The following is a 20,058-nucleotide window of genomic DNA, read 5'->3' on the forward strand; positions in this document are numbered from 1 at the left end:
TTTTCAGCGGAGGATATTCATGAAAGCGACTTTTGAACAAAACGATGCACTGATCATTGTGGATGTACAAAACGATTTTTGTCCGGGCGGCAAGCTGGCGCTGGACGAAGGTGGCGAGGTTGTGCCCGTTATTAATGCACTGAGCGCACAGGCTCAGGAGGCTGGCATTCCGGTCTTTGTTTCAAGAGACTGGCATCCGCGACATCATGTGAGTTTTGACGAGCGCGGCGGGCCATGGCCCGAGCATTGTGTACAGGATACCAAGGGCGCTGAGTTTCATCCTGATCTTATTTTGCCCGAGAACGCCCGTTTAGTCTCTAAAGGGGCTCGTTTCGATATTGATCAATATTCTGCGTTCGATAAAACGGGGTTGGTTTCGGAACTTGTGCACCTTAATATCAAACGCGTATGGGTTGTCGGCCTGGCGCTGGAAGTGTGTGTAAAAGCCACGGCACTAGACGCCACAAAAAATGACTATGAAACTTTTTTAGTGGAAGAGGGCACCCGCTTTATCGATAGAGTTGACGCTGAGAAAGCGCGGCAAGAATTAAAAGACGTCGGTGTTGTTATTAAATAGAGGTTTACTTCTTAAACAAAATGACTCGGTCGCTAACTACTTCAATGCGTAACTGGAAGCGTTGTGCTATCCACTGTATGGTTTTTGGTGTGTAAAAGCTGATATGGGTGGGGTCACCTTTGTAGCTCCACAGGTTAAAGTCGTCAGCCGTTTCTTTTGTGAACATGCAGGTCATTACTCCCAGCCAGCCGCTAGGTTTGACCAGGTTAATTAACAGCGCCCAGCTCTTATTGGGCTCCCGAAAGTGTTCTGCTACTTCGGTGCAGGTGACAAAGTCATACTGACGACTCAACTGGCCGGTATCCGGCGCGTAATAGATGTCATAAACAGACATCTTCATACCCTGTTCTTCAAGCATCAAATTCAATGTTGGACCGGGGCCGGAGCCAAAATCAAGACCCTCCATACCCAGAGACAGTTTATCCAGTAAAGGGGTTGCCAGGTGGTGTAAAAACTTACGGTAGCCAACATCGTTTGGACCATTTTCATGATAATCGTAAATGAGCTTCTCTTCGGCTTGAGACAGGAGGGTGTCAGGGTCTGCGAAAATAAGATCGCACTCCGTGCAGCGAAAATACTGACGCTTTTTATCTGCACAAAAAGGCTGGGATATTGAGGAACATAGAGTACATTGCATAGGGGTATGCTACCTCAGGGATTTAGAGTAAGCTAGTTTTTGAGCACATGGAAAAGGAGAATGGACATTGTATAAACATATATTTTTTATTGCATCGGTTTTGTTGCTATCAGCGTGCGGTGCGACTAAGCCTGAACCTTACGAAAAAGATGTCAGCCCTGAGAATAGGGAGAAATACAGCGGCGCTGAAGGTATGGAACAATATCAGAAAGATCAAAGCTATATCATGAGTAAGGAACTCGCTGACAAGTGCGCATCGGCGAAGATGGAGTTCCTTATTGCAGAGTCGGAAGAGAACACCAAAGAAATGGAAAAGCAAAAAGAGATAATAGAAGATACCTGTGTGTAAAAAGCGAGAAGAAAGCTGCTGCGTCTGAAACCTCAAATGCGGCGGTTTGTATCAATGTTCATTCCAAATTATTAAACACTTGCCTTAAAGTAACCGGCATTCCGATCTTTCGCTCTATTTCTCCTGTATCTATAAAACCTATCAAAGCAAACGAAATCTTGCCTTTGAGTAAGTAGCCGAGCGTTGCTATAACTTACATAACAAATATTCAAATTGAGCACAAAAAATAAGGAAGGCTAAATGACTAAATCAAGTGGTGGCGGTAAATGCCCTATCATGCACGGCAGCATGACCTCTGAGAAGAAAACAAACACCCATTGGTGGCCAAACTCGCTGAAGTTGGAAATTCTGCGTCAGCACGACACCAAAGCGAATCCGCTGGATGAAGATTTTAATTACGCGGAAGAGTTTAAAAAAATTAATTTAGAAGAGTTAAAGCAAGACCTGAAAAACTTTATGACCGACAGCCAGGAGTGGTGGCCGGCAGACTGGGGACATTATGGCGGTTTAATGATTCGTATGGCCTGGCACTCGGCGGGCTCTTATCGTTTAGCCGATGGTCGCGGTGGTGGCGGTACGGGTAACCAACGCTTCGCGCCGTTAAACAGCTGGCCAGATAACGTAAGCTTAGACAAAGCGCGTCGCTTGTTATGGCCAATTAAGAAAAAGTACGGCAACAAATTGTCCTGGGCCGATCTATTCATTCTGGCTGGTAATATGGCTTATGAATCCATGGGTCTTAAAACCTTTGGTTTTGCCGGCGGCCGTGAGGATATCTGGCACCCTGAAGAAGACACTTACTGGGGCAGCGAGAAGGAGTGGCTGGCGGAAACGAAAAACCGTTACAGCTCGGATGAAGAGCGTGACTCACTGGAGAACCCACTGGCTGCAGTGCAAATGGGCTTAATTTACGTGAACCCGGAAGGCGTTGACGGCAACCCTGACCCACTTCGTACCGCAAAAGATGTGCGCGAAACCTTTAAGCGCATGGCAATGAACGACGAAGAAACCTGTGCGTTAACTGCGGGCGGTCATACTGTGGGTAAGTGTCACGGTAATGGCAAAGAAGAAAACTTAGGCCCAGAGCCGGAAGCTGCAGACGTTGAAGAGCAGGGCATGGGCTGGCGCAACAGTGGCGGCAAAGGCGTGGGTCGCGACACCATGAGCAGTGGTATTGAAGGTGCCTGGACGACCAACCCGACCCAGTGGGACAACGGTTACTTCTACCTGCTGTTTAACTACGAGTGGGAGCTGAAGAAAAGCCCGGCCGGCGCCTGGCAGTGGGAACCTATCGACATTAAAGAAGAAGATAAGCCGGTTGACGTGGAAGATCCATCCATTCGTCATAACCCCATTATGACTGACGCCGATATGGCGATGAAAATGGATCCGGACTATCGCAAAATTGCGGAGAAGTTCTACAAAGACCCAGAGTACTTTGCTGACGTATTCGCCCGTGCCTGGTTTAAACTGACGCACCGCGATTTAGGTCCCAAAGACCGCTACTTAGGTGCCGATGTGCCGGAAGAAGACCTGATTTGGCAGGATCCTATTCCGAAAGTGGACTACACCTTAGGCGAACAAGAAATTGCTGATTTAAAAGAGAAGTTATTAAACACAGAGTTAACGTCTTACGAGCTGATTTCTACTGCATGGGACAGCGCACGTAACTTCCGTTGCTCGGATTTCCGTGGCGGCGCAAATGGTGCTCGTATTCGTTTAGCACCACAAAAGGATTGGCACGGTAACGAGCCGGAAAAACTGCACAAAGTCCTTCGTGTACTGGAAGAGCTGCAGTCGACGCTGGACAAGAAAGTGAGTTTAGCGGATCTGATTGTTTTAGGTGGTACGGCAGCGGTTGAGAAAGCCGCAAAAGATGCCGGTTATAACGTAACGGTTCCGTTTGCGCCGGGCCGTGGTGATGCGACAGACGAACAGACCGATGTAGAAAGCTTCGAGCCTTTAGAGCCATTGCATGACGGTTACCGTAACTATCTGAAAAAAGATTACGCGGTACCGGCGGAAGAGCTGATGCTGGATCGCACCCATTTGATGGGATTAACGGCGCCAGAAATGACAGTTCTTGTCGGTGGTATGCGCGCTTTAGGCGCTAACTACGGTGAGTCTGAGCACGGTGTATTCACTGACCGTGTCGGTACGTTAACCAACGACTTTTTCGTTAATCTGACCGACATGAACAATGTCTGGAAGAAAGCGGATGACCACTACGAAGTTCGTGACCGCAAAACTGACGAACTGAAGTGGACAGCAAGCCGCATTGACTTAGTCTTCGGTTCAAACTCTATACTGCGTTCGTACTCAGAGCTGTACGCTCAGGACGACAACCAAGAGAAGTTTGTAAAAGACTTTGTGAAGGCCTGGACGAAAGTGATGAACGCAGATCGGTTTGATTTATAGTCTGACATCAGGTTAGTGGGCAATTACAAAGGGCGCTTGATATCGAGCGCCCTTTTTCTTTGAACCGTTTAAGCTTTTAAATGCTTAAAACTCTGCCTCAAAACCAACACCAATTACCCTTGGTGCGCCGAATATCGCTAGTGGAACGTCAGTTCGTGCGTATTCAATGTATCCTTTATCGAAAATATTGTTGGCGAAAATATAGGCTGACCAGTCGAATTTATCATAGCTGATTTTTGCGTTAAATAAGGTTCGTGATGACACTCTACTATCTGTCTCGCGAGTGGACATCAATACTGAGTCGCGGTAATTCGCATTAACGTTCACCGTCCAGTCCCGGGCAGGGTATAAATTCACGCCTAAAGCGGCCGTATGTTTGGGGGCATAGATAAATTCTGTTCCTGAAAAGTTTCGGACCTGAGCCCCGGCAATAGCCTCAAACTGGTCGTACTGGGTTCTGGAATAAGAATACGAGCCGTACCAATCCATGTAGCTATTAACGTATTGACGTGCTTCCAGCTCCATGCCATATAAATGGGCTTTGCCGGCATTCACTGTGTGGCTATCAAAACTGTTTAGGCCGAAGTTGGCGCTGACTTGTTTGTCTTCCCAGTCAATATAGTAAAGGTTGCTGCTGACAAACAGGCTGTTATCTAACAGATGGCTGCGCCACGCCAGTTCGTAGTTTGTGGTGAATTCAGGGTCATAAGCAAAAACTTCTGCACGGGCAATATTGTAGGAGCTGCCACCGGAGCGGTAAGCACGCTGTACCGTCAAAGCCAGCGAATCGTTGTTATCGTAGTCCCAGCGGACCGCAAGTTTGGGCAAAAAGGCATTAAAGTCGCGGGTACTTTCGGGAACACTGTTACCTGCGCGCTCAACCAGGTTCAGTACTTCCTGATTGATACCGGTAATAATGCTATGTGGAGCTGTGCCGGCTTCACCGTAATTGGTTGGATCCGGTAAAGTTCCGGCAAAGGCTGTTTCGGTGAGTGACTCGTAGGTATAACGTTCCGTGTCGTAACGAAAGCCTGCAATCAGCGCCACGTTGTTGGTTAATGCGTATTCAACATCAGCAAATACGGCCCGGTTGGTCGAGCGGTCGGAGACATCGCTGTCATAATCAACAGGAATCAGGGGTAACTCCTGAGAGTAGCTGTTGGCAAATTGAGTGGCGGTAGCCTCGTCTAATCCCATATTTTGTAATGCGCCGACAATAGCCGCTACCGGAGTTGCAACACCAGCCATTTGGTTATCCGTTGCGTCTTTCTCACGGTTAGACCAGTAGCCGCCGAACAAACCATGAAAGTCAGGGTAATCAAAACTCAGCCGTATTTCTTGTGACTGGTTTTTATAATTATGATCCATCTCGCCGTAACGGTTATCTTCCGCTATTAAATCAATATCATACAAGCGCAGGGAGTCGGAATCTGACTGAGAGGTGACAGACGCCAGTGACCAATGTTCACTTAGCTCGTAACTTAAATCTAATGACACAATGTCCGTTGTAATATCGGTCACATTTTCGTGATCGGAAGTGGCTACCCGGTTGTCATAATAATTCTCTACATCGTAGCGGGTATAAGAAAATCGGTAAGGGTCTTCGCGGTCGTCACGCATAAAGTTTAATTTAGCAGTGAAGTCTCTTAGCCCGGCTGGATTCCAGAGCACTTTAAGGCGAGTCACTAAAGAGTCGACAGAGTCTTCCATCTCGTTGCGGGTAATATTCTTTGTAAAGCCGTCAAAGTCGCGTTTTTCTACGGCAACCCGAAAGGCCAGTTCGTCATCTATTAACGGACCTCCGCCGGCAAATGCCAGGCGTCTGTCGTTTGGATCTGACCAGATGGCCCGGGTTTTCCAGGTCCAGTCCATGGTCGGATCCTGAGTACTGATAATGATGGCGCCGGCTAATGAGTTTTCACCCTGCACCGTTGACTGCGAACCGCGCAGAATTTCCACCTGTGCAATATCCCATAAGTCGGTTGGGCCAGCGTCATTTACCTGACTGGGTATAGCAACACCATCGACATAGATTGTTGCTAACGGGTTGGCAGAAGCATTTTCATCGCGAATACCACGAATAGTAAAACCAGAGCCGCCGTAAGTTTCAGCAACGTTTGCGGTGCGGGAGATAATGTCGCTGAGGTCGAGCAAGTTTTCCTGATCAATTTTTTGTGCCGTTGTTACGGCGACACTACTGGTGGTTTCTGACAGTGAGCGCTCGCGTTTTTCACCCTGAACTTTAATAATTTCCAGGCCGTCTTTTTGCGACTGATCCATAGCGTCTTCTGCTGAAACAAGGGGAGGGGTAAAAGCAGCTCCAACAAAAATGAATGCACATAAACCTGTTATTATTCTTTCATTTTTTCCGGTCACTTTTTTGTTCTCCATGGTTTCGCTTGTGAGTCAGCTTTAATAAGAACGTCACTTTAATGTAAATGCGAATCAGTATCAATAACATGTTGGTTTTTTCTTCGAAAGGGTATAAAGCACGGTGCGTTATTATGCGTCGTTGATCGCTAAGCGAAGCAGAAGAGTACAATAAAGGTAGAAACGCGAACTTAAGGAGGAAGTATGTCCAAAGTATTATTGATAACAGGTGCCTCAAGCGGCATTGGTGAAGCTACAGCCCGAAAAGCGGCGAAAGAGGGATTAAAGCTGATATTAACGGCGCGCCGGAAAGAAAAACTGGATGCGCTGGTTGAGGAATTTGGTGCGGATAATGCCATTGGCATAGCTGCCGATGCCGGAAACTATGACGAGCTAGCCGAGGCTGTAAAGCAGGGCGTAGATAAGTTTGGTCAGCTGGATGCGGTATTCGCTAACGCCGGAACCGGGGTTTCGACCGCCGGAACAGAAGAGGGCGATCCGGACGAGTGGAAGTCTATGGTGGATGTGAATATCAATGGTCTTCTGTACACGGCTAAACTGACTTTGCCGCACTTACGTAAAACTACCGGTCACTTCTTAATGACAGGCTCTGCCGCCGGGCGAATTACGCTAAAAGGTTCGGTCTATGGTGCAACTAAGTGGTTCGTTCATGGTTTTGCCCAGAACCTGGCCGAAGAAATGAAAGAGTGGAACGGTCGCTGCACAACCATAGCACCGGGTATGGTCAATACGCCGTTTTTCGACGAACCTAAGCCGGACAAGCTGGCCCCTGAAGACGTTGCCGATGCGGTGTTGTATTCAGTCAATGCGAATCCGCGTAATTGTGTGCGCGAAGTGTTCTTAATGCCGGCGTATTGATTCAGCTCAGATTAAGAGACTTTAAAGACAAACAACAATAGTTATCATTTAATACTTCTCAAGGTTCCTGTATAATTTTAAGCCTGATTATGACATGAGCCTTGAGGAGTACTCGTGTTTTCCCGATTCTTTTTCCCTATTGCCTTAATAGGCACATTACTTTTCTCCGGTCAGGCTTTGGCCAGTTCTTCAGCGGATACTCAAAGTTCTGACATGCGTCAGTTATTGCAGCTGGCGGAATACGTTGGCGTAGACTATTCCGAAGCGGTAGCCAACGGTGAAGTCATTAATCCCGATGAATACAGCGAAATGACCGAGTTCGCCGGCCTCATTGGTGAAAAAACTGAACAGGCGCCGCAGGCGGTGCAACCAGAAATGCGTCAGCTGGTGGACAAGCTTAAGCAGTTGATTAATGACAAAGCCGACCCGGAAGCGGTGGTTACGCTAACCAGTGAGCTAAGAGACACTCTGCTGTCGGCTTTGCCAAAGCTAAGCCTCCCGTCAAAGCTGGCAAGTGAAAAGCACGTTGAGCAGTTATTTCAACAAAACTGCTCAGCCTGTCATGGTGCTGCCGGTCAGGGTGATGGCCCTGGTGCTACCGGGCTGGAGCCTGCCCCCACTAATTTTACCGACCGTGAACGCGCCAATAACCGCTCATTACTTGGGTTGTTTGACGCTGTTTCCGATGGCATCGACGGTACGGCAATGGCGTCTTTTAGTCATTTAAGCGAAGAAGAGCGGTGGGCGTTAACTTTCTACGTGGGCAGTCTGGCGTTTAATGACAGAGCTGACTCTGAGCAAAAAGTGGCGCTGAGCGAGTTAATTAATTACAGCCCGAATACCTTATTGCAGCGCGGCATTTCGTCTAACGCTATTGATTACTCGCGCACTCACGCTCGTGATTACTTTTCTGAAAGCTCAGTAAACAGTCCTATTGCAATTGCCCGCACAACCCTTGGCCAGGCTTTAAAGGCGTACCAACAAGACAATTATAGCGAAGCTAAACGGTTGGCTATTTCGGCGTATCTCGATGGTTTCGAGTTAGCTGAAAACTCCCTTAATGCCAAAGCTCCGGAGCTAATGCGAACCATAGAACGTGACATGATGGCGTTGCGTGGGGTTATCAGTAAACCCGGCAAGCTGCAGCAGGTAGAGCAAATGACAGCACAGTTGCAACAGGAACTGGACGTCGCGGCGAATACGATGTCGGAAGATAAGCTGTCAGAATCCGCATTGTTTGCCGCAAGCGCTGTTATTCTGTTACGCGAAGGGCTTGAAGCTTTACTCATTGTGCTGGCAATTGGCACAGTGCTGGCGCGCTCCGGGCGCAAAGACGGCCTGCGTTATGTGCACGCCGGATGGATCACGGCACTAATTGCGGGTGTCGGTACCTGGCTGGTGGCGGAATACTTTATCAGCATTAGTGGCGCCAGCCGCGAGATTATTGAAGGTGGGGCGGCGTTGCTGGCCGCCGTCATACTGTTCTATGTGGGTTACTGGATGCACAGCAAAACCCAGTCGCAGCAGTGGCAACGCTTTATTCAGGAAAAAGTGCAGACTCAGCTAAAGCAGGGCGCTTTATGGGGTCTTGCCGGTCTTGCCTTTTTAGCTGTGTATCGAGAAGTGTTTGAAACCGTATTGTTCTATCAGTCTTTATTGTTGCAGGCGCAGGATAATGGCAGCAGTGTCGCCTACGGTTTTGTCTTTGGCCTGGCGGTTCTGGCGGTAGTGGCCTGGGCTGTCATTAAATACTCAGTCAAACTGCCAATGAATACGTTTTTCAAGTTCACAACGTACATCATTCTGGCTCTGGTCTTTGTTTTGCTGGGCAAAGGCATTAGCGCCCTGCAGGAAGCTGCCTGGTTTAGTCATACGGCGTTCCCAGTGGATGTAACCTTCGACTGGCTGGGTATTTACGCCAGCTGGGAGACCTTAGGTGCGCAATTGGTGTATTTGATTCTTGTGATGGCTTTATTTAAACGGCAGGTTTCATCAAAATTGAATAAAGTCGTCTAAAAACTGTCATATTTAATCTTTAACATGCACCACAACTTAACATTGTTTGGTTATACTCCCTGGTTAAGTTTTTATGCCCCCAATATTTGGGGGCTTTTTTTTGGCTGTTTTAGACTAAAAAGTGTATTTCACCTGTACCCCAAACGAACGTCCGGGCTGACTGTACTGTTCCGTAGAGGCTTCGCTCTGGAGGCCTGCCACGCTCTGGTAGGGCACATAATATTTATCTGTTAAGTTACGCGCCGCAAGGTTAACTTGCCAGTTTGTCAGTGTGAAACCTGCCAGCACATCAACGGTGGCGTAGCCCGGTGTTTGAATAGATTCATCGGTTGGAACGCGACTCATGCTATCTACTGCGGTAACAACGCCACGCACATACCAGTCATTGCCGTGGTAACCCACTGAGGCATTGCCGGAAAGCGGTGACAAAGTGGTCAGGTAATCGTCTGTTGTTTCATCCTTGCCGGTTGTGTAGGCCACTGAAGAAGCTAATTGAATGTTGTCATTCAGCCAGTGAGTCACTGAGGCTTCAACGCCTTTTATTGTCACTTCGTCCTTATTAACATACTGGTACTCGACGCGATCCACACCCGGAATGTAGGTGGGACTGGTTCCGACGACCTGAGTATCGATAAAGTCGTCAAACTTGCTGTAAAAGGCTGACAGATTCCAGCGAGTGTTGTTGTCCGCAAATTTCAGGCCGGTTTCCAGTGAACGGCTGCTCTCAGGATCTAAGTCGGGATTAGGCAATATGGCATAAAAGGGTTCGATGCCGTGGTTCTGATACGCCTGATCATGAGGTGGAATTTTAAAGCCTTCAGCGTATTGAACGTATCCGCGAATATCATTTGAGAAAGTGTATATAGCCGCCAGTTTAGGTGACATAGCCGTTTCACGTATATCACTTAATAGCGACATGTCGTAGAGTGAATTGTCTTGAGGCGTCATGCGATAATGGTCGATACGGACTCCGGCAATGAATTTAATTGGGCTATCTTTCAGTTGAATGTTGTCCTGCAGGAATAGCCCGGCTAACCAGGTTTCTGCACCGGGAAAGGCTTTTTGCGGTTCGTTGTCCTGCAGTAAGGTGCCGTCTGCTGCGGTGCGAGTTTTAAAGCGTGGTCGTTCAGTGTCGTAGTAGTCAACATCGAACCCAAATACCAGATCTTGTTCCACTTGGTTGCCGGACAACAAGGTTTCGCCCTGCCAGCGAGCACCAATAATACGTTGTTCAAATCCGTAATCGTTATTGTCGATATAAGGACCGCTTTGATCCGCGCCTTGCACTATCTGGTCACTGTTTTGTTCGTAATGACTCAAATACAACTGCCAGTGTTGGGTATCGGTCAGCCAGTTGCTGTTATTATTGAGATAGTCGATGGAAAAGGCGGTTTGTTTATCTTTATCTTCGGTTTGCTCCGGCGGCTCCTGCAACTGCTCATTGTTTTGCTGGTAGTGATCCAGAGTAAACTTAAGTTCATTGTTATTTTCAAGCGCGATAGCCCACTTAGCCAGCACACCAACACTGTCGTAATCAAACTCCGGTAACGACTTTTCATAGTTCTGGGTTTCGTTTCCTTTGCGGGCGGTGAGCTGAATGGATGCCTGCGACCCGGAAAACTGTTTTGCCGCCTGCACACCTAAACTGCGTTCGTCTGCAATGCTATCGAAACCCGCCTGCAGGGAGAGTGCGTTTGATTCACCCTGTAGCATATCGTCAGGGTCAGGCGTAGTCAGAACAATAACCCCACCTAACCCGTCGGAGCCGTAAAGTGGCGATGCTGCGGCCTTAGCAACTTCAACTTGACTCAATTGTGAGACGTCCAGATAACCTCGGCCAACCAGATAGCCACCACCGCCGGCATAGGCGTCGTTTAAGCGTCGGCCGTCTTTAATGTACACCACCCGGTTACCGCCAATGCCTCGTATTGACAGGGTTTGTGCCTGACCCTGGCTGCCGGTTGAACTGATGCTGGGGTCATAACGAAAAATATCCGACAGGCTGTTACTAACCTGAATATCAATTTCTTCGGCTGTCACCACACTGACCGCACCGGCAACATCTTCCAGTTTTTCTTTACTGCGGGAACCGGTTACTACCAGTATTTCATCGGTTTCCAGCGTGGGTTCTGCTAAATCAGCAGCGTAAACGGTGGTTTGTAAGGTAGCGAAAATTGCTGTCGCCAATAAGCTTTTTGCAAAGCTGCGAGTTATTTTATGTCCTTTATTCACTTTTCATCTCCAATCCTGACTAACACGTCGTATGAAAAAATCAATAAGATCTAAACGAAAATGATTTGCATTTGCAAGTGAAAGTTACTATTTTTGATTTAGGACAAAAAAAGAAAACCTAATTCAGGAGTTTGATTGTGATGACAGGACGACAGTTTCTGGTTCATACCGGAGCCGCTTTTCTATTGTTGTTTTCGTGGTTCGGACAGGCTGAGGATACGCTGGGTGAAGACGTTAACCAGTTAATAACCGCAGGCGGAACCTTAACCGACATCGTGTTTGCGTTGAATAAAGACGACAGCCTGATTGGCGTAGATACTTCCAGCACTTCGCCTGCGGCTGTTAATCAGTTACCGAAAGTCGGTTACTACCGTAATTTATCCGCTGAGGGCGTTCTGAGCTTTGAGCCTGAACACCTGTGGGTGCTGGAAGGTGGCGGCAGCGATAAAGTGTTGCAACAAATTGAGGGGGCCGGAGTTTCTGTGGTTGTATTTAATAAACCAACATCGCTTCAGGAGCTGTACGACCTAATTGAAAATATGGCGGATCGCTTTGGCGCGCAAGCCGAAGGAAAGCAGGTGATTGCCGGTATCAAGTCGGCTTTGACGACGACTAGCTCGCGTAAAGAGCCTTTGAAGGCTCTGTTTGTTCTGCAGGCATCAGAGCGAGGCGTAGTGGCAGCCGGGAAGGATACGGTACCGGATTTGCTTTTCAGTTATTCCGATATTAACAACGTGTTTGCTCACGCTGGGTTTAAGACCGTTTCTACTGAATATCTACTGGCAGAACAGCCTGACTTTTTAGTTGCTCCTGAGCACGTGGTTAAAAGCCACGGCAGCAAAGAAGCGTTTTGTCAGGCGCAGGCACTTAAACTAATGGAAGCCGGGAAGAATTGCCGTGTTCTGGTTATGGACTCGCTGCTGGCGCTGGGTATGACAACCCGCATTGCAGAAGCTCAACAAGTGGTTGCTGAGTTTGCCAATGAGATAGCGGCGGGAAGGGAGTAAGACTATGCCGCTTGAACGTCGCTATTGGTTACTCGCCGGGGTGATGGGTATCGCCGTCAGCAGTATTCTGTTGCTTTCCAGCGGACCGGTGATGTCGGACTGGCGGTTGCCCTTTATCTGGTTACCGGGAGTCTTGTCCGAAGCAACCGATATTCAAAAGACGGTATTAATCGATATTCGGTTACCCCGGTTGGTTTTAGGACTAATGGTGGGCGCGGTGCTGGCGCAAAGTGGTACTGCAATGCAAACCTTGTGTCGTAATCCGCTGGCCGACCCCGGGCTCATTGGTATTTCGGGGGGAGCGGCTGTATTCGCACTGGCAGTTATTGCTTTAGGTCCCGAGTTCGGGTTGCAGGGACAGCTCTGGGTTTCCGGCGCGGCTTTTATCGGCGCGTTGCTGACCACCTTTGTGGTTTACCATTTGGCTGGAGGTCGTTCCGGAGTTCATGTTGCCACCTTACTGCTGGCAGGTGTTGCCATTAATGCGTTGGCCGGCTCCATTCTTGGTTTACTCAGCTACTACGCTAACGATGACGCCCTGAGGCTTATGAGTTTCTGGCAGATGGGCTCTCTGGCCGGAGCCGACTGGCAACAGTTACCACTTGGCTTTTTGTTTATGGGCGTTAGCTGCGTTGGACTCTTTATTCAGCGCCGGGCAATTAACACACTGCTTTTAGGTGAACGACAGGCGCGTTACCTGGGCGTTAATGTCGGCACTTTGAAGCGTCGGATAATTTTTTTCGTTGCGCTTGGTGTTGGTGGAGCTGTTGCCTTAACCGGCATGATTGGCTTTATCGGACTGATTATCCCCCACATAGCGCGAATGCTGGTTGGCGCTAATGTGCGCTGGTTAATGCCGGTATCCATGTTATTTGGCGCGGCCATTTTAGTGCTTACCGACTGGTTGGCAAAAACACTGGTTGCTCCGGCGGAATTACCTATTGGCATTATTACGGCGGCTATCGGCGCGCCATTTTTTATTTATTTGCTTATGAAGCAACGACGGAGGTTTTATGCTTGATATCGATGTGTCGAATCTATCTATTGGTCGGCAGCAAGTGTTAACGTCGCTGAATCTAAGTTTAGAAGCCCACCAATTTGTTGCCATTGTCGGTGAGAACGGCGCGGGCAAATCCACCTTTTTAAATATGTTGGCGGGGGAACTCCCTTATAACGGTTCTATTTACTTAAATGGAAGAGAACTGAACTCGTGGGATGCTTTGAAACTGGCGCCGATAAGAGCGGTTATGGAGCAACATCAGGCCGCGCCTGAAGGGTTATCGGTTAAGGAACTGGTGGTCATGGGACGATATTGGTCACAGGAGTCTGATGCCGATGCGGAACAACGCGCAACCCGATGGTTAAGCCGCTTTGATTTAGCCCAAATGGGTGAGCGAGGCATTGAAACCTTGTCTGGTGGTGAACAACAGCGGGCACATTTAGCCCGCTGTTTATGCCAGCTAGATAAAGACTTACCGGGTGAACAGTTGTTGCTGCTGGATGAACCGACCTCCGCGCTGGATGTGTATCATCAACATGCGGTGTTGCATGAAATTAAGTCGTTCAGCCAAAAAGGCAACCTTGTTCTGTCGGTTATGCACGATTTAAACCTGGCCTCTTTATATGCCGACCAGGTCATAGTTTTAGGCAATAACTGTATTCAGCATGTCGACAGCCCCGAGAGTGTTTTCCGGGAAGACATTCTGGAAAGAACCTATCGTACACCGGTGCATGTCAGCTCACATCCGAGCTTTTTAAAGCCAATGATTTTCACCGAGCCACGACATTAAGGAGTATTTTATAATGAATGAACGAATAAAAGCGGCGCGGGAAGCGCGAGTACTCGCACAAAATAACGATACCGCAGTGCTGTCTACTATCTCGAAGAAGTTACTGGGATATCCGTTCGGCTCGGTATCACCGTTTATGCTTTCAGCAGAAGGTCAGGTCATATTTTATGTGTCTGATATTGCCCAGCATGCCCGTAATTTATCAGTAGATAACCGTTTAAGTATTACCGTGTTTGATGCAGCTGAAAGCGGTGACCAGAATACTCACGGGCGACTGACGTTAACGGGAAATGCCCGGTTTTTAGTGGATGAGTCTTTAGGGGAATTGTACTTCCAGCGTTTTCCCGGCGCTTTAAGTTATCGCAATGCTCATGACTTTAAATTTTGGCAAATGGACGTTGAGCATATTCGGTACATTGGTGGCTTCGGCAAAATTTTCTGGATAAACCCTGCTGAATGGCTGCTGCTTGAACCCCAATGGAATTCGGCAGACGCATTGCAGATGATCCAGCATATGAATGATGACCATGCTGACGCTTGTGGCCTTATTTTGCGCCACCAGAAAGTGGAGTTCAGGAACTATGCAGGTAGCGTCAAAATGAGCAGTATTTATCCGGACGGGTTCCATCTAATTGCCGATGAACGCAGTGTTTTCATTCCTTTTGAAACGGACTGTGTGACCTCCGGTGAGGTCAGAAAGCAATTAGTAAAAATGACTCATGCGGCCCGAAATGTTATTGCAGCCTGACTTTTGAGCTAACACGTTAATACAATAAGCTTCATAAAACTGTAAGTTAAACGAAATCCTATTGAAACACTACCACATCTATCATACGTGCTCTCGTTTGGTAGCAGCCCTGGCAGTCACTCACTATTCATAGGATTTTGTTAATGAAAGCACGAAAATATCGTAATAAAAACTCAGTTAGTAAAAAAACGAAACTGAGTCAGGCAGTACAACAGGTTTTACTGAGCATGGCATTAAGTTCATCGGCTTATGCGCTTCAGGCTCAGGAGTTGAACGAAAGCGATAGTGCTGAAAAAGACGATATTGAAGTGATTGCGGTTAGCGGAAGCTACGTTAAAAGTCTGGAAAAAGCGGTTGATATCAAACGCTCCAATATCAGTTTTTCTGACTCGATAGTTGCGACAGATATTGCTGACTTCCCTGAACAGAACCTGGCAGAAGCTTTACAGCGCATGCCAGGGGTTACCATTGAGCGTAACAAAGGACTGGGTTCGAGAGTAAATGTTCGCAGCTTACCGACAGAGTTTACCCATGTATCCATTAACGGCCTGGCTACGGCCTCGGGCAGTGGAGGCCGTGATGTCGAATTTGATATTTTCGCATCGGAAATTATCCAGTCAGTAACTGTGAAAAAGTCGCCAACGGCGGCTGATGAAGAAGGCGGTATTGCAGGCTCTGTGCTTATCTCCACTGCCAGACCGTTTGATTACGATGAAACACAGCTTGTGGCTTCGGTAGAAGCGGCTCACAACTCTATTTCAGAAGAGGTTGACCCGAAGTTCTCTTTCCTTGCCAGTGACACATTCGGCGACTGGGGCGCGTTGGTATCGTTTTCACGTAGCGAACGCACCAACCGAACCGATTCTAACTCCGGCATCGATTTCCGACCACTGTCACGCTGGACTGAAAAGTCCGGTGATTCACAGTGGCAATCCGACCAAACCATTGCCGTGCTGGAACGAGACACTGGCGTTGTTATTGATGATCCGTTAGATAGTGACGAAACCGGCCGTGTGGTTTTTATGAACAAGGTCGGTGACCGTGCTTATTTAAACGAGCAGGAAAAGTGGGGTGCCACAGCGTCTATCCAATACAAGCCCAGTAATGACTTCAGCCTGACGCTTGATGCCATGTTAGGCGGTTATGACAATACCGAGGACGAATACGATGCAGCCGCTTATTCAGCCTCAAGTGTCAGTGCGTTAGAACGCATTCACGAATACGATGACACCACCTTCTCTGAGTACGGCATGGTGGTGCTTTCAGATGTGTCTTATGCTGCAACGCAACACGAATTTTTGAGCAAAGAGAACGTACACGAAACGGACTACAATCAACTGAGCCTGTCGCTGGACTGGCAGCTTGGCGAATGGACGGTTACCGGGTTGCTGGGGTACTCTGGTGCTGAGAAAACGTCGGACCGCACTAACCTAAAACATACGGCTTATGCGCCATCCAGAACGCGTTACACCAGCACGGGCGGTGAAACCATACCGAGCGATAACCCCGATACTATTGATATGTACAATTCGCCCGGTTCGTACTTGTTTGATTTCTACGATGTTGACCTTGAAGAGATTACCGACGATAAATACGCCGCACAATTTGACTTCAGCCGCGGTATTTTCTGGGATGCCTTTCCTGCATTAGCTAAGATCCAGTTCGGCGCGCGTTACACAGATAAGTCTAAAGAGCGGAACCTGGGCAATGTTCAGGTAAAAGGACCAACTGCGGGAGACAGCTCCTGGAGTGGTGAGCGAACGTTAGAGGACAGCGAGTTGACGCCGATTTCAGACTTAGTACCAGGCGGCGCTTACTTGCCGGAAGTTGAAGGGAAAGGTGGCTGGAGTCAGGTCTCTAATGGCTATGCGCGTAATGAATTTCGTTACGACGGCTTTAATGTGCCGTTCCAGGACAACCAGTTTTACCGCGTGGACGAGGAAGTGCTGAGCATTTACGCAATGGCAGATTTTGAATTTAATATCGGCCAGTTCCCAGTGTCTCTGAACACAGGCGTGCGCGCTGTTGATACCTCTGTTTTGTCTTTTGGTTACCATCAGGTTCAGATGCCTGACGGCAGCACGGGTTACACAGATGAGCCCGTGTCTAAAAAAGGGAGCTATACAGAGGTTTTACCCAGCCTGAATATGGTGGTTGAACTAAGTGACAGCGTTTTGCTGCGAGCTGCTGCTTCCGAAACCTTTATTCGTCCTGCATTAGGCGACATTGCCTATAAACGGACAGTCAGTGTCAACGAGTTCAAATACTTCGATGGTAACCCTGATTTGAAACCGACTTACGCCGACCAATGGGAGCTTGGTGTTGAGTGGTACTTAGATAACGGTGGTATTCTGGCTGCTTCCTATTTTGACAAAACCGTTGAAGGCGTCGTCCGTGAGTCTTTAACCGGGGTTGTAAAAGACGTGACCAAATACAATGATAACGGCACTCTGGATGGCGTTTATGACTTTGACGTGTATCAGAAGGTGAACGATGAAGGTTCTTACGATGTATCGGGAATTGAATTAATTGCTCAGTTCCCGCTTAAAGCGCTGCATTCGTCGTTAGAAGGTTTTGGCATTAACTCTAACTACACCAAGCTGGACAATTCGTTAACGGGGTCGTCTGATTTGGGTATTCCAACACCACCGCCGGGGTTGGCTGAAACCACCTATAACTTTACTGCTTATTATGAGAACAATAGCTTTGATGCACGGGTTTCATACAATTACAAAGACGACTACGTGGAGCGTATCGAACGTAGTATGTACCCAGTGTACCGCGACGCCTACGGTCAGGTTGATGTCTCTTTAGGTTACAAAATTAACGACTCAATTAAAGTGGTGGTTGAAGGAATTAACGTAACCGACGAAGCGACTAAAGGCTATACGATGGACTCTAAATTCCCGACCATGTATGAGTTCTCGGGACGTCGGATAAGCCTGGGCATTCGCGGCAGTATCTAAGCTATGAAGTGTTTATTAAGTACGATGTTACTTGCGCTGCTGTTTATGGCAGCGCAAGTCAAAGCTGACAATAAAGAGGTTCCGGCAGTTGCTTTTATGCCGGACATTCACTTTCACGATGTTTATGCCGACTTTAACGACGGTTCGTTCAAAGGCTTGCCGAACTCTCGTAGTAAGGATCACGCGACTATCCGCACTATGCAGGCTCAACTGCATTCTACCCGTCTGTTTAACGAAAACTACTTCGCACTGCTTGCCGCGCTAGATGATGCGGCAGCCAGAGGGATTAAACTCATTGCGCTTCCCGGCGACTTCAGCGATGACGGACAACAGGTGCACTTGCGCGGGCTGCAGAAAATACTCAAGCACTATCAGCAGAAGTACGATATGCGATTTTTTGCGGCACCGGGAAACCATGACCCGGTTCGTCCTTTCAGTCGTCCCGCCGGTAAACCGGATTATTTGGGCACAGACGGCCACCGACAGCGAATATTCAGCAAAGGTGCCGCAGAATGTACCGGGTATAAAGGCAAGCAGGCGGTTATTAAAACCGAAAACCCGCTGCCGACCATTTGCACAGAAGAAGTGCAGGAACTCGGGTATAAAGGTGTTTTATCGATATTGGGCGAGCACGGATTTTCGCCGCAGCCGGAATATATCTACTGGGAAACGCCGTTTAGCGGTTACAGCTACGAAGATTATGACTTAGCTAAGGGAAAAGCCAGCGCTGAACTCACTGCAAGACAATACGAAATTTGCAGCAACGGCAGCGGTGGCGAATTTAAGGCTGAAAACGCGGTTAACTGCGGGGAAATTACCGATGCCAGTTATCTGGTGGAGCCGGTTGAGGGTTTGTGGTTACTGGCCATAGACGCCAATGTTTATATTCCTAAAGCGCAGACAGGCAAGAAGTCGTTATCGGCTAATGACTTTCATGGCTCCGGTAACGCTGGCTATAACAAAGTGTTGACGCATAAAAAGCATTTAATGGGCTGGATAAAGGATATTGTAAAGCAAGCCGACGAGCGGGGAAAAACGCTGTTAGCTTTTAGCCATTTTCCTATGACAGAGTTTTATGACGGACAGTCTGACACGATATCTGAATTATTCGGTGAGGCGACGTTTCAACTGGCGAGGCGGCCAGATGACTCTGTTAGTAAACTGCTCGCCGAAACCGGGCTCAAAGTACACGTGGGCGGTCATATGCATATGAACGACACCGGCGTTACCCGCAGCGGCGAACAGTTTTTAGTGAATATACAAGCACCGTCACTTGCGGCTTATGTGCCTGCGTATAAAGTTTTAAGGCCTGGTAAGTCGGGCTCGCTAGCAGTTGAAACCATTGTTATTAAAGAGGTTCCGCGTTTTAACGAACTGTTTGAGCACTATAGAGAAGAGTACCAGCAGCTGCTGTCGACAGAGGCGGATAAACTCTGGGACAAAGAGGTTTTAACGGCAAAAAATTATCAGGAATTTACCAGTTGGCATATTCGCGAACTGACCCGTCAGCGTTTTCTTCCTAACGACTGGCCGGCTGATTTACGTGACTGGGTGTTTTCTTTAAACGGCGAGCAACTGTTGTCATTATCACAGCTGACAGAGCAGAGATCCTGGTCGGAGGCTAAAGCAGCAGGCGAGTCTTTAGCTCGCTCTAAAGGCTTCAAACCGTCAGACTTTTCGCAGTGGACGGGCTTTGAATTTGCGGTCGATTTCTACCGCATTCGTAATGCTGGCCGGTTAGCACTCAAGGATATTTCGAAGTCCCGTTTGCGTCAGTATCAGTTACTTGCCGTTAGCCTAAGCGAGCTCGCGAAAAAGGTTAACGCACCTGAACAAGTGGTTCAGGAAACCGAGAGTAAACACCAGTTGGCGGCTGCTCTGGCGCATCGTTTCGGACCGGTGCTGGATATTTTCCTTGCGCTGCAAGAAGGTGAGCCTGACGATAACTTCATTATAGACTGGCAATCGGGTGAGCTTAGCCGTTAAGTTAATGTAAGGGTTTTTGACATCCCCTCCCCACAACTCCATAATCCTTAATCTTTAGGCTTTGTGGGGAGTAAACGGCAGCA

At 48.2% G+C, this 20,058-nt stretch carries 14 protein-coding genes; 11 read left to right on the plus strand and 3 right to left on the minus strand.

Features of this window, described 5'->3' with window-relative positions; genetic code table 11:
* Positions 1 to 19 precede the first annotated feature (19 nt).
* The gene (locus ACN0TF_RS06400; protein WP_417441242.1) at positions 20 to 577 is read left to right on the plus strand and encodes an isochorismatase family protein; all 558 of its coding nucleotides are present in this window, start codon (positions 20 to 22) and stop codon (positions 575 to 577) included.
* Positions 578 to 581: 4 nt separating this feature from the next.
* Here the strand turns inward: ACN0TF_RS06400 and ACN0TF_RS06405 are convergent, their stop codons facing one another.
* Positions 582 to 1,214, minus strand: a complete 633-nt coding sequence (locus tag ACN0TF_RS06405) for a class I SAM-dependent methyltransferase (RefSeq protein WP_417441243.1) — start codon at positions 1,212 to 1,214, stop codon at positions 582 to 584.
* Between the two features lie 67 nt (positions 1,215 to 1,281).
* Between ACN0TF_RS06405 and ACN0TF_RS06410 the strand changes: the two genes are divergently transcribed.
* The gene (locus ACN0TF_RS06410) at positions 1,282 to 1,563 is read left to right on the plus strand and encodes a hypothetical protein (protein ID WP_417441244.1); all 282 of its coding nucleotides are present in this window, start codon (positions 1,282 to 1,284) and stop codon (positions 1,561 to 1,563) included.
* 240 nt (positions 1,564 to 1,803) lie between these two features.
* Positions 1,804 to 3,981, plus strand: a complete 2,178-nt coding sequence (gene katG, locus ACN0TF_RS06415; protein WP_417441245.1) for a catalase/peroxidase HPI — start codon at positions 1,804 to 1,806, stop codon at positions 3,979 to 3,981.
* Between the two features lie 84 nt (positions 3,982 to 4,065).
* On the opposite strand, the gene ACN0TF_RS06420 is transcribed toward katG, so the two are convergent.
* Positions 4,066 to 6,372 (minus strand): TonB-dependent receptor, encoded by a 2,307-nt coding sequence (locus tag ACN0TF_RS06420; RefSeq protein ID WP_417441246.1) that lies wholly within the window; start codon positions 6,370 to 6,372, stop codon positions 4,066 to 4,068.
* 183 nt (positions 6,373 to 6,555) lie between these two features.
* Between ACN0TF_RS06420 and ACN0TF_RS06425 the strand changes: the two genes are divergently transcribed.
* Complete coding sequence (locus tag ACN0TF_RS06425) at positions 6,556 to 7,230, plus strand: SDR family oxidoreductase (protein WP_417441247.1); 675 nt, start codon at positions 6,556 to 6,558, stop codon at positions 7,228 to 7,230.
* Positions 7,231 to 7,344: 114 nt separating this feature from the next.
* Positions 7,345 to 9,246 (plus strand): cytochrome c/FTR1 family iron permease, encoded by a 1,902-nt coding sequence (locus tag ACN0TF_RS06430; RefSeq protein ID WP_417441248.1) that lies wholly within the window; start codon positions 7,345 to 7,347, stop codon positions 9,244 to 9,246.
* Between the two features lie 114 nt (positions 9,247 to 9,360).
* Here ACN0TF_RS06430 and ACN0TF_RS06435 read toward each other — a convergent pair whose 3' ends face one another.
* Positions 9,361 to 11,478, minus strand: a complete 2,118-nt coding sequence (locus ACN0TF_RS06435) for a TonB-dependent hemoglobin/transferrin/lactoferrin family receptor (protein WP_417441249.1) — start codon at positions 11,476 to 11,478, stop codon at positions 9,361 to 9,363.
* Between the two features lie 140 nt (positions 11,479 to 11,618).
* Between ACN0TF_RS06435 and ACN0TF_RS06440 the strand changes: the two genes are divergently transcribed.
* The 6 genes from ACN0TF_RS06440 (at position 11,619) to ACN0TF_RS06465 (ending at position 19,975) form a co-directional block, all read left to right on the plus strand.
* Positions 11,619 to 12,485, plus strand: coding sequence for a heme/hemin ABC transporter substrate-binding protein (locus ACN0TF_RS06440; protein ID WP_417441430.1), 867 nt, complete (start codon positions 11,619 to 11,621; stop codon positions 12,483 to 12,485).
* Between the two features lie 4 nt (positions 12,486 to 12,489).
* A complete protein-coding gene (locus ACN0TF_RS06445; protein WP_417441250.1) occupies positions 12,490 to 13,506 on the plus strand; it encodes a FecCD family ABC transporter permease in 1,017 nt (338 codons plus the stop codon).
* Positions 13,499 to 14,275, plus strand: coding sequence for an ATP-binding cassette domain-containing protein (locus ACN0TF_RS06450; RefSeq protein ID WP_417441251.1), 777 nt, complete (start codon positions 13,499 to 13,501; stop codon positions 14,273 to 14,275). Before ACN0TF_RS06445 ends, ACN0TF_RS06450 begins: the two co-directional genes overlap by 8 nt.
* A 13-nt stretch (positions 14,276 to 14,288) precedes the next feature.
* On the plus strand, positions 14,289 to 15,023 hold the full coding sequence (locus ACN0TF_RS06455) for a HugZ family protein (protein ID WP_417441252.1): 735 nt from the start codon (positions 14,289 to 14,291) through the stop codon (positions 15,021 to 15,023).
* A 143-nt stretch (positions 15,024 to 15,166) separates the two neighbouring features.
* Entirely contained in the window at positions 15,167 to 17,989 is a 2,823-nt protein-coding gene (locus tag ACN0TF_RS06460; RefSeq protein ID WP_417441253.1) for a TonB-dependent receptor, read from the plus strand.
* A 3-nt stretch (positions 17,990 to 17,992) separates the two neighbouring features.
* Positions 17,993 to 19,975, plus strand: a complete 1,983-nt coding sequence (locus tag ACN0TF_RS06465; RefSeq protein ID WP_417441254.1) for a metallophosphoesterase — start codon at positions 17,993 to 17,995, stop codon at positions 19,973 to 19,975.
* Positions 19,976 to 20,058: the final 83 nt, after the last annotated feature.

It is taken from the genome of Idiomarina sp. (assembly GCF_048265525.1).
Taxonomy (GTDB): domain Bacteria; phylum Pseudomonadota; class Gammaproteobacteria; order Enterobacterales; family Alteromonadaceae; genus Idiomarina.

Excerpts from the sequence above, each read along its gene's own strand:
- ACN0TF_RS06400 (WP_417441242.1), top strand. The coding sequence starts at position 20 with ATGAAAGCGACTTTTGAACAAAACGATGCACTGATCATTGTGGATGTA.
- ACN0TF_RS06405 (WP_417441243.1), bottom strand. The coding sequence starts at position 1,214 with ATGCAATGTACTCTATGTTCCTCAATATCCCAGCCTTTTTGTGCAGAT.
- katG (WP_417441245.1), top strand. The coding sequence starts at position 1,804 with ATGACTAAATCAAGTGGTGGCGGTAAATGCCCTATCATGCACGGCAGC.
- ACN0TF_RS06420 (WP_417441246.1), bottom strand. The coding sequence starts at position 6,372 with ATGGAGAACAAAAAAGTGACCGGAAAAAATGAAAGAATAATAACAGGT.
- ACN0TF_RS06425 (WP_417441247.1), top strand. The coding sequence starts at position 6,556 with ATGTCCAAAGTATTATTGATAACAGGTGCCTCAAGCGGCATTGGTGAA.
- ACN0TF_RS06440 (WP_417441430.1), top strand. The coding sequence starts at position 11,619 with ATGACAGGACGACAGTTTCTGGTTCATACCGGAGCCGCTTTTCTATTG.
- ACN0TF_RS06445 (WP_417441250.1), top strand. The coding sequence starts at position 12,490 with ATGCCGCTTGAACGTCGCTATTGGTTACTCGCCGGGGTGATGGGTATC.
- ACN0TF_RS06450 (WP_417441251.1), top strand. The coding sequence starts at position 13,499 with ATGCTTGATATCGATGTGTCGAATCTATCTATTGGTCGGCAGCAAGTG.
- ACN0TF_RS06455 (WP_417441252.1), top strand. The coding sequence starts at position 14,289 with ATGAATGAACGAATAAAAGCGGCGCGGGAAGCGCGAGTACTCGCACAA.
- ACN0TF_RS06460 (WP_417441253.1), top strand. The coding sequence starts at position 15,167 with ATGAAAGCACGAAAATATCGTAATAAAAACTCAGTTAGTAAAAAAACG.
- ACN0TF_RS06465 (WP_417441254.1), top strand. The coding sequence starts at position 17,993 with ATGAAGTGTTTATTAAGTACGATGTTACTTGCGCTGCTGTTTATGGCA.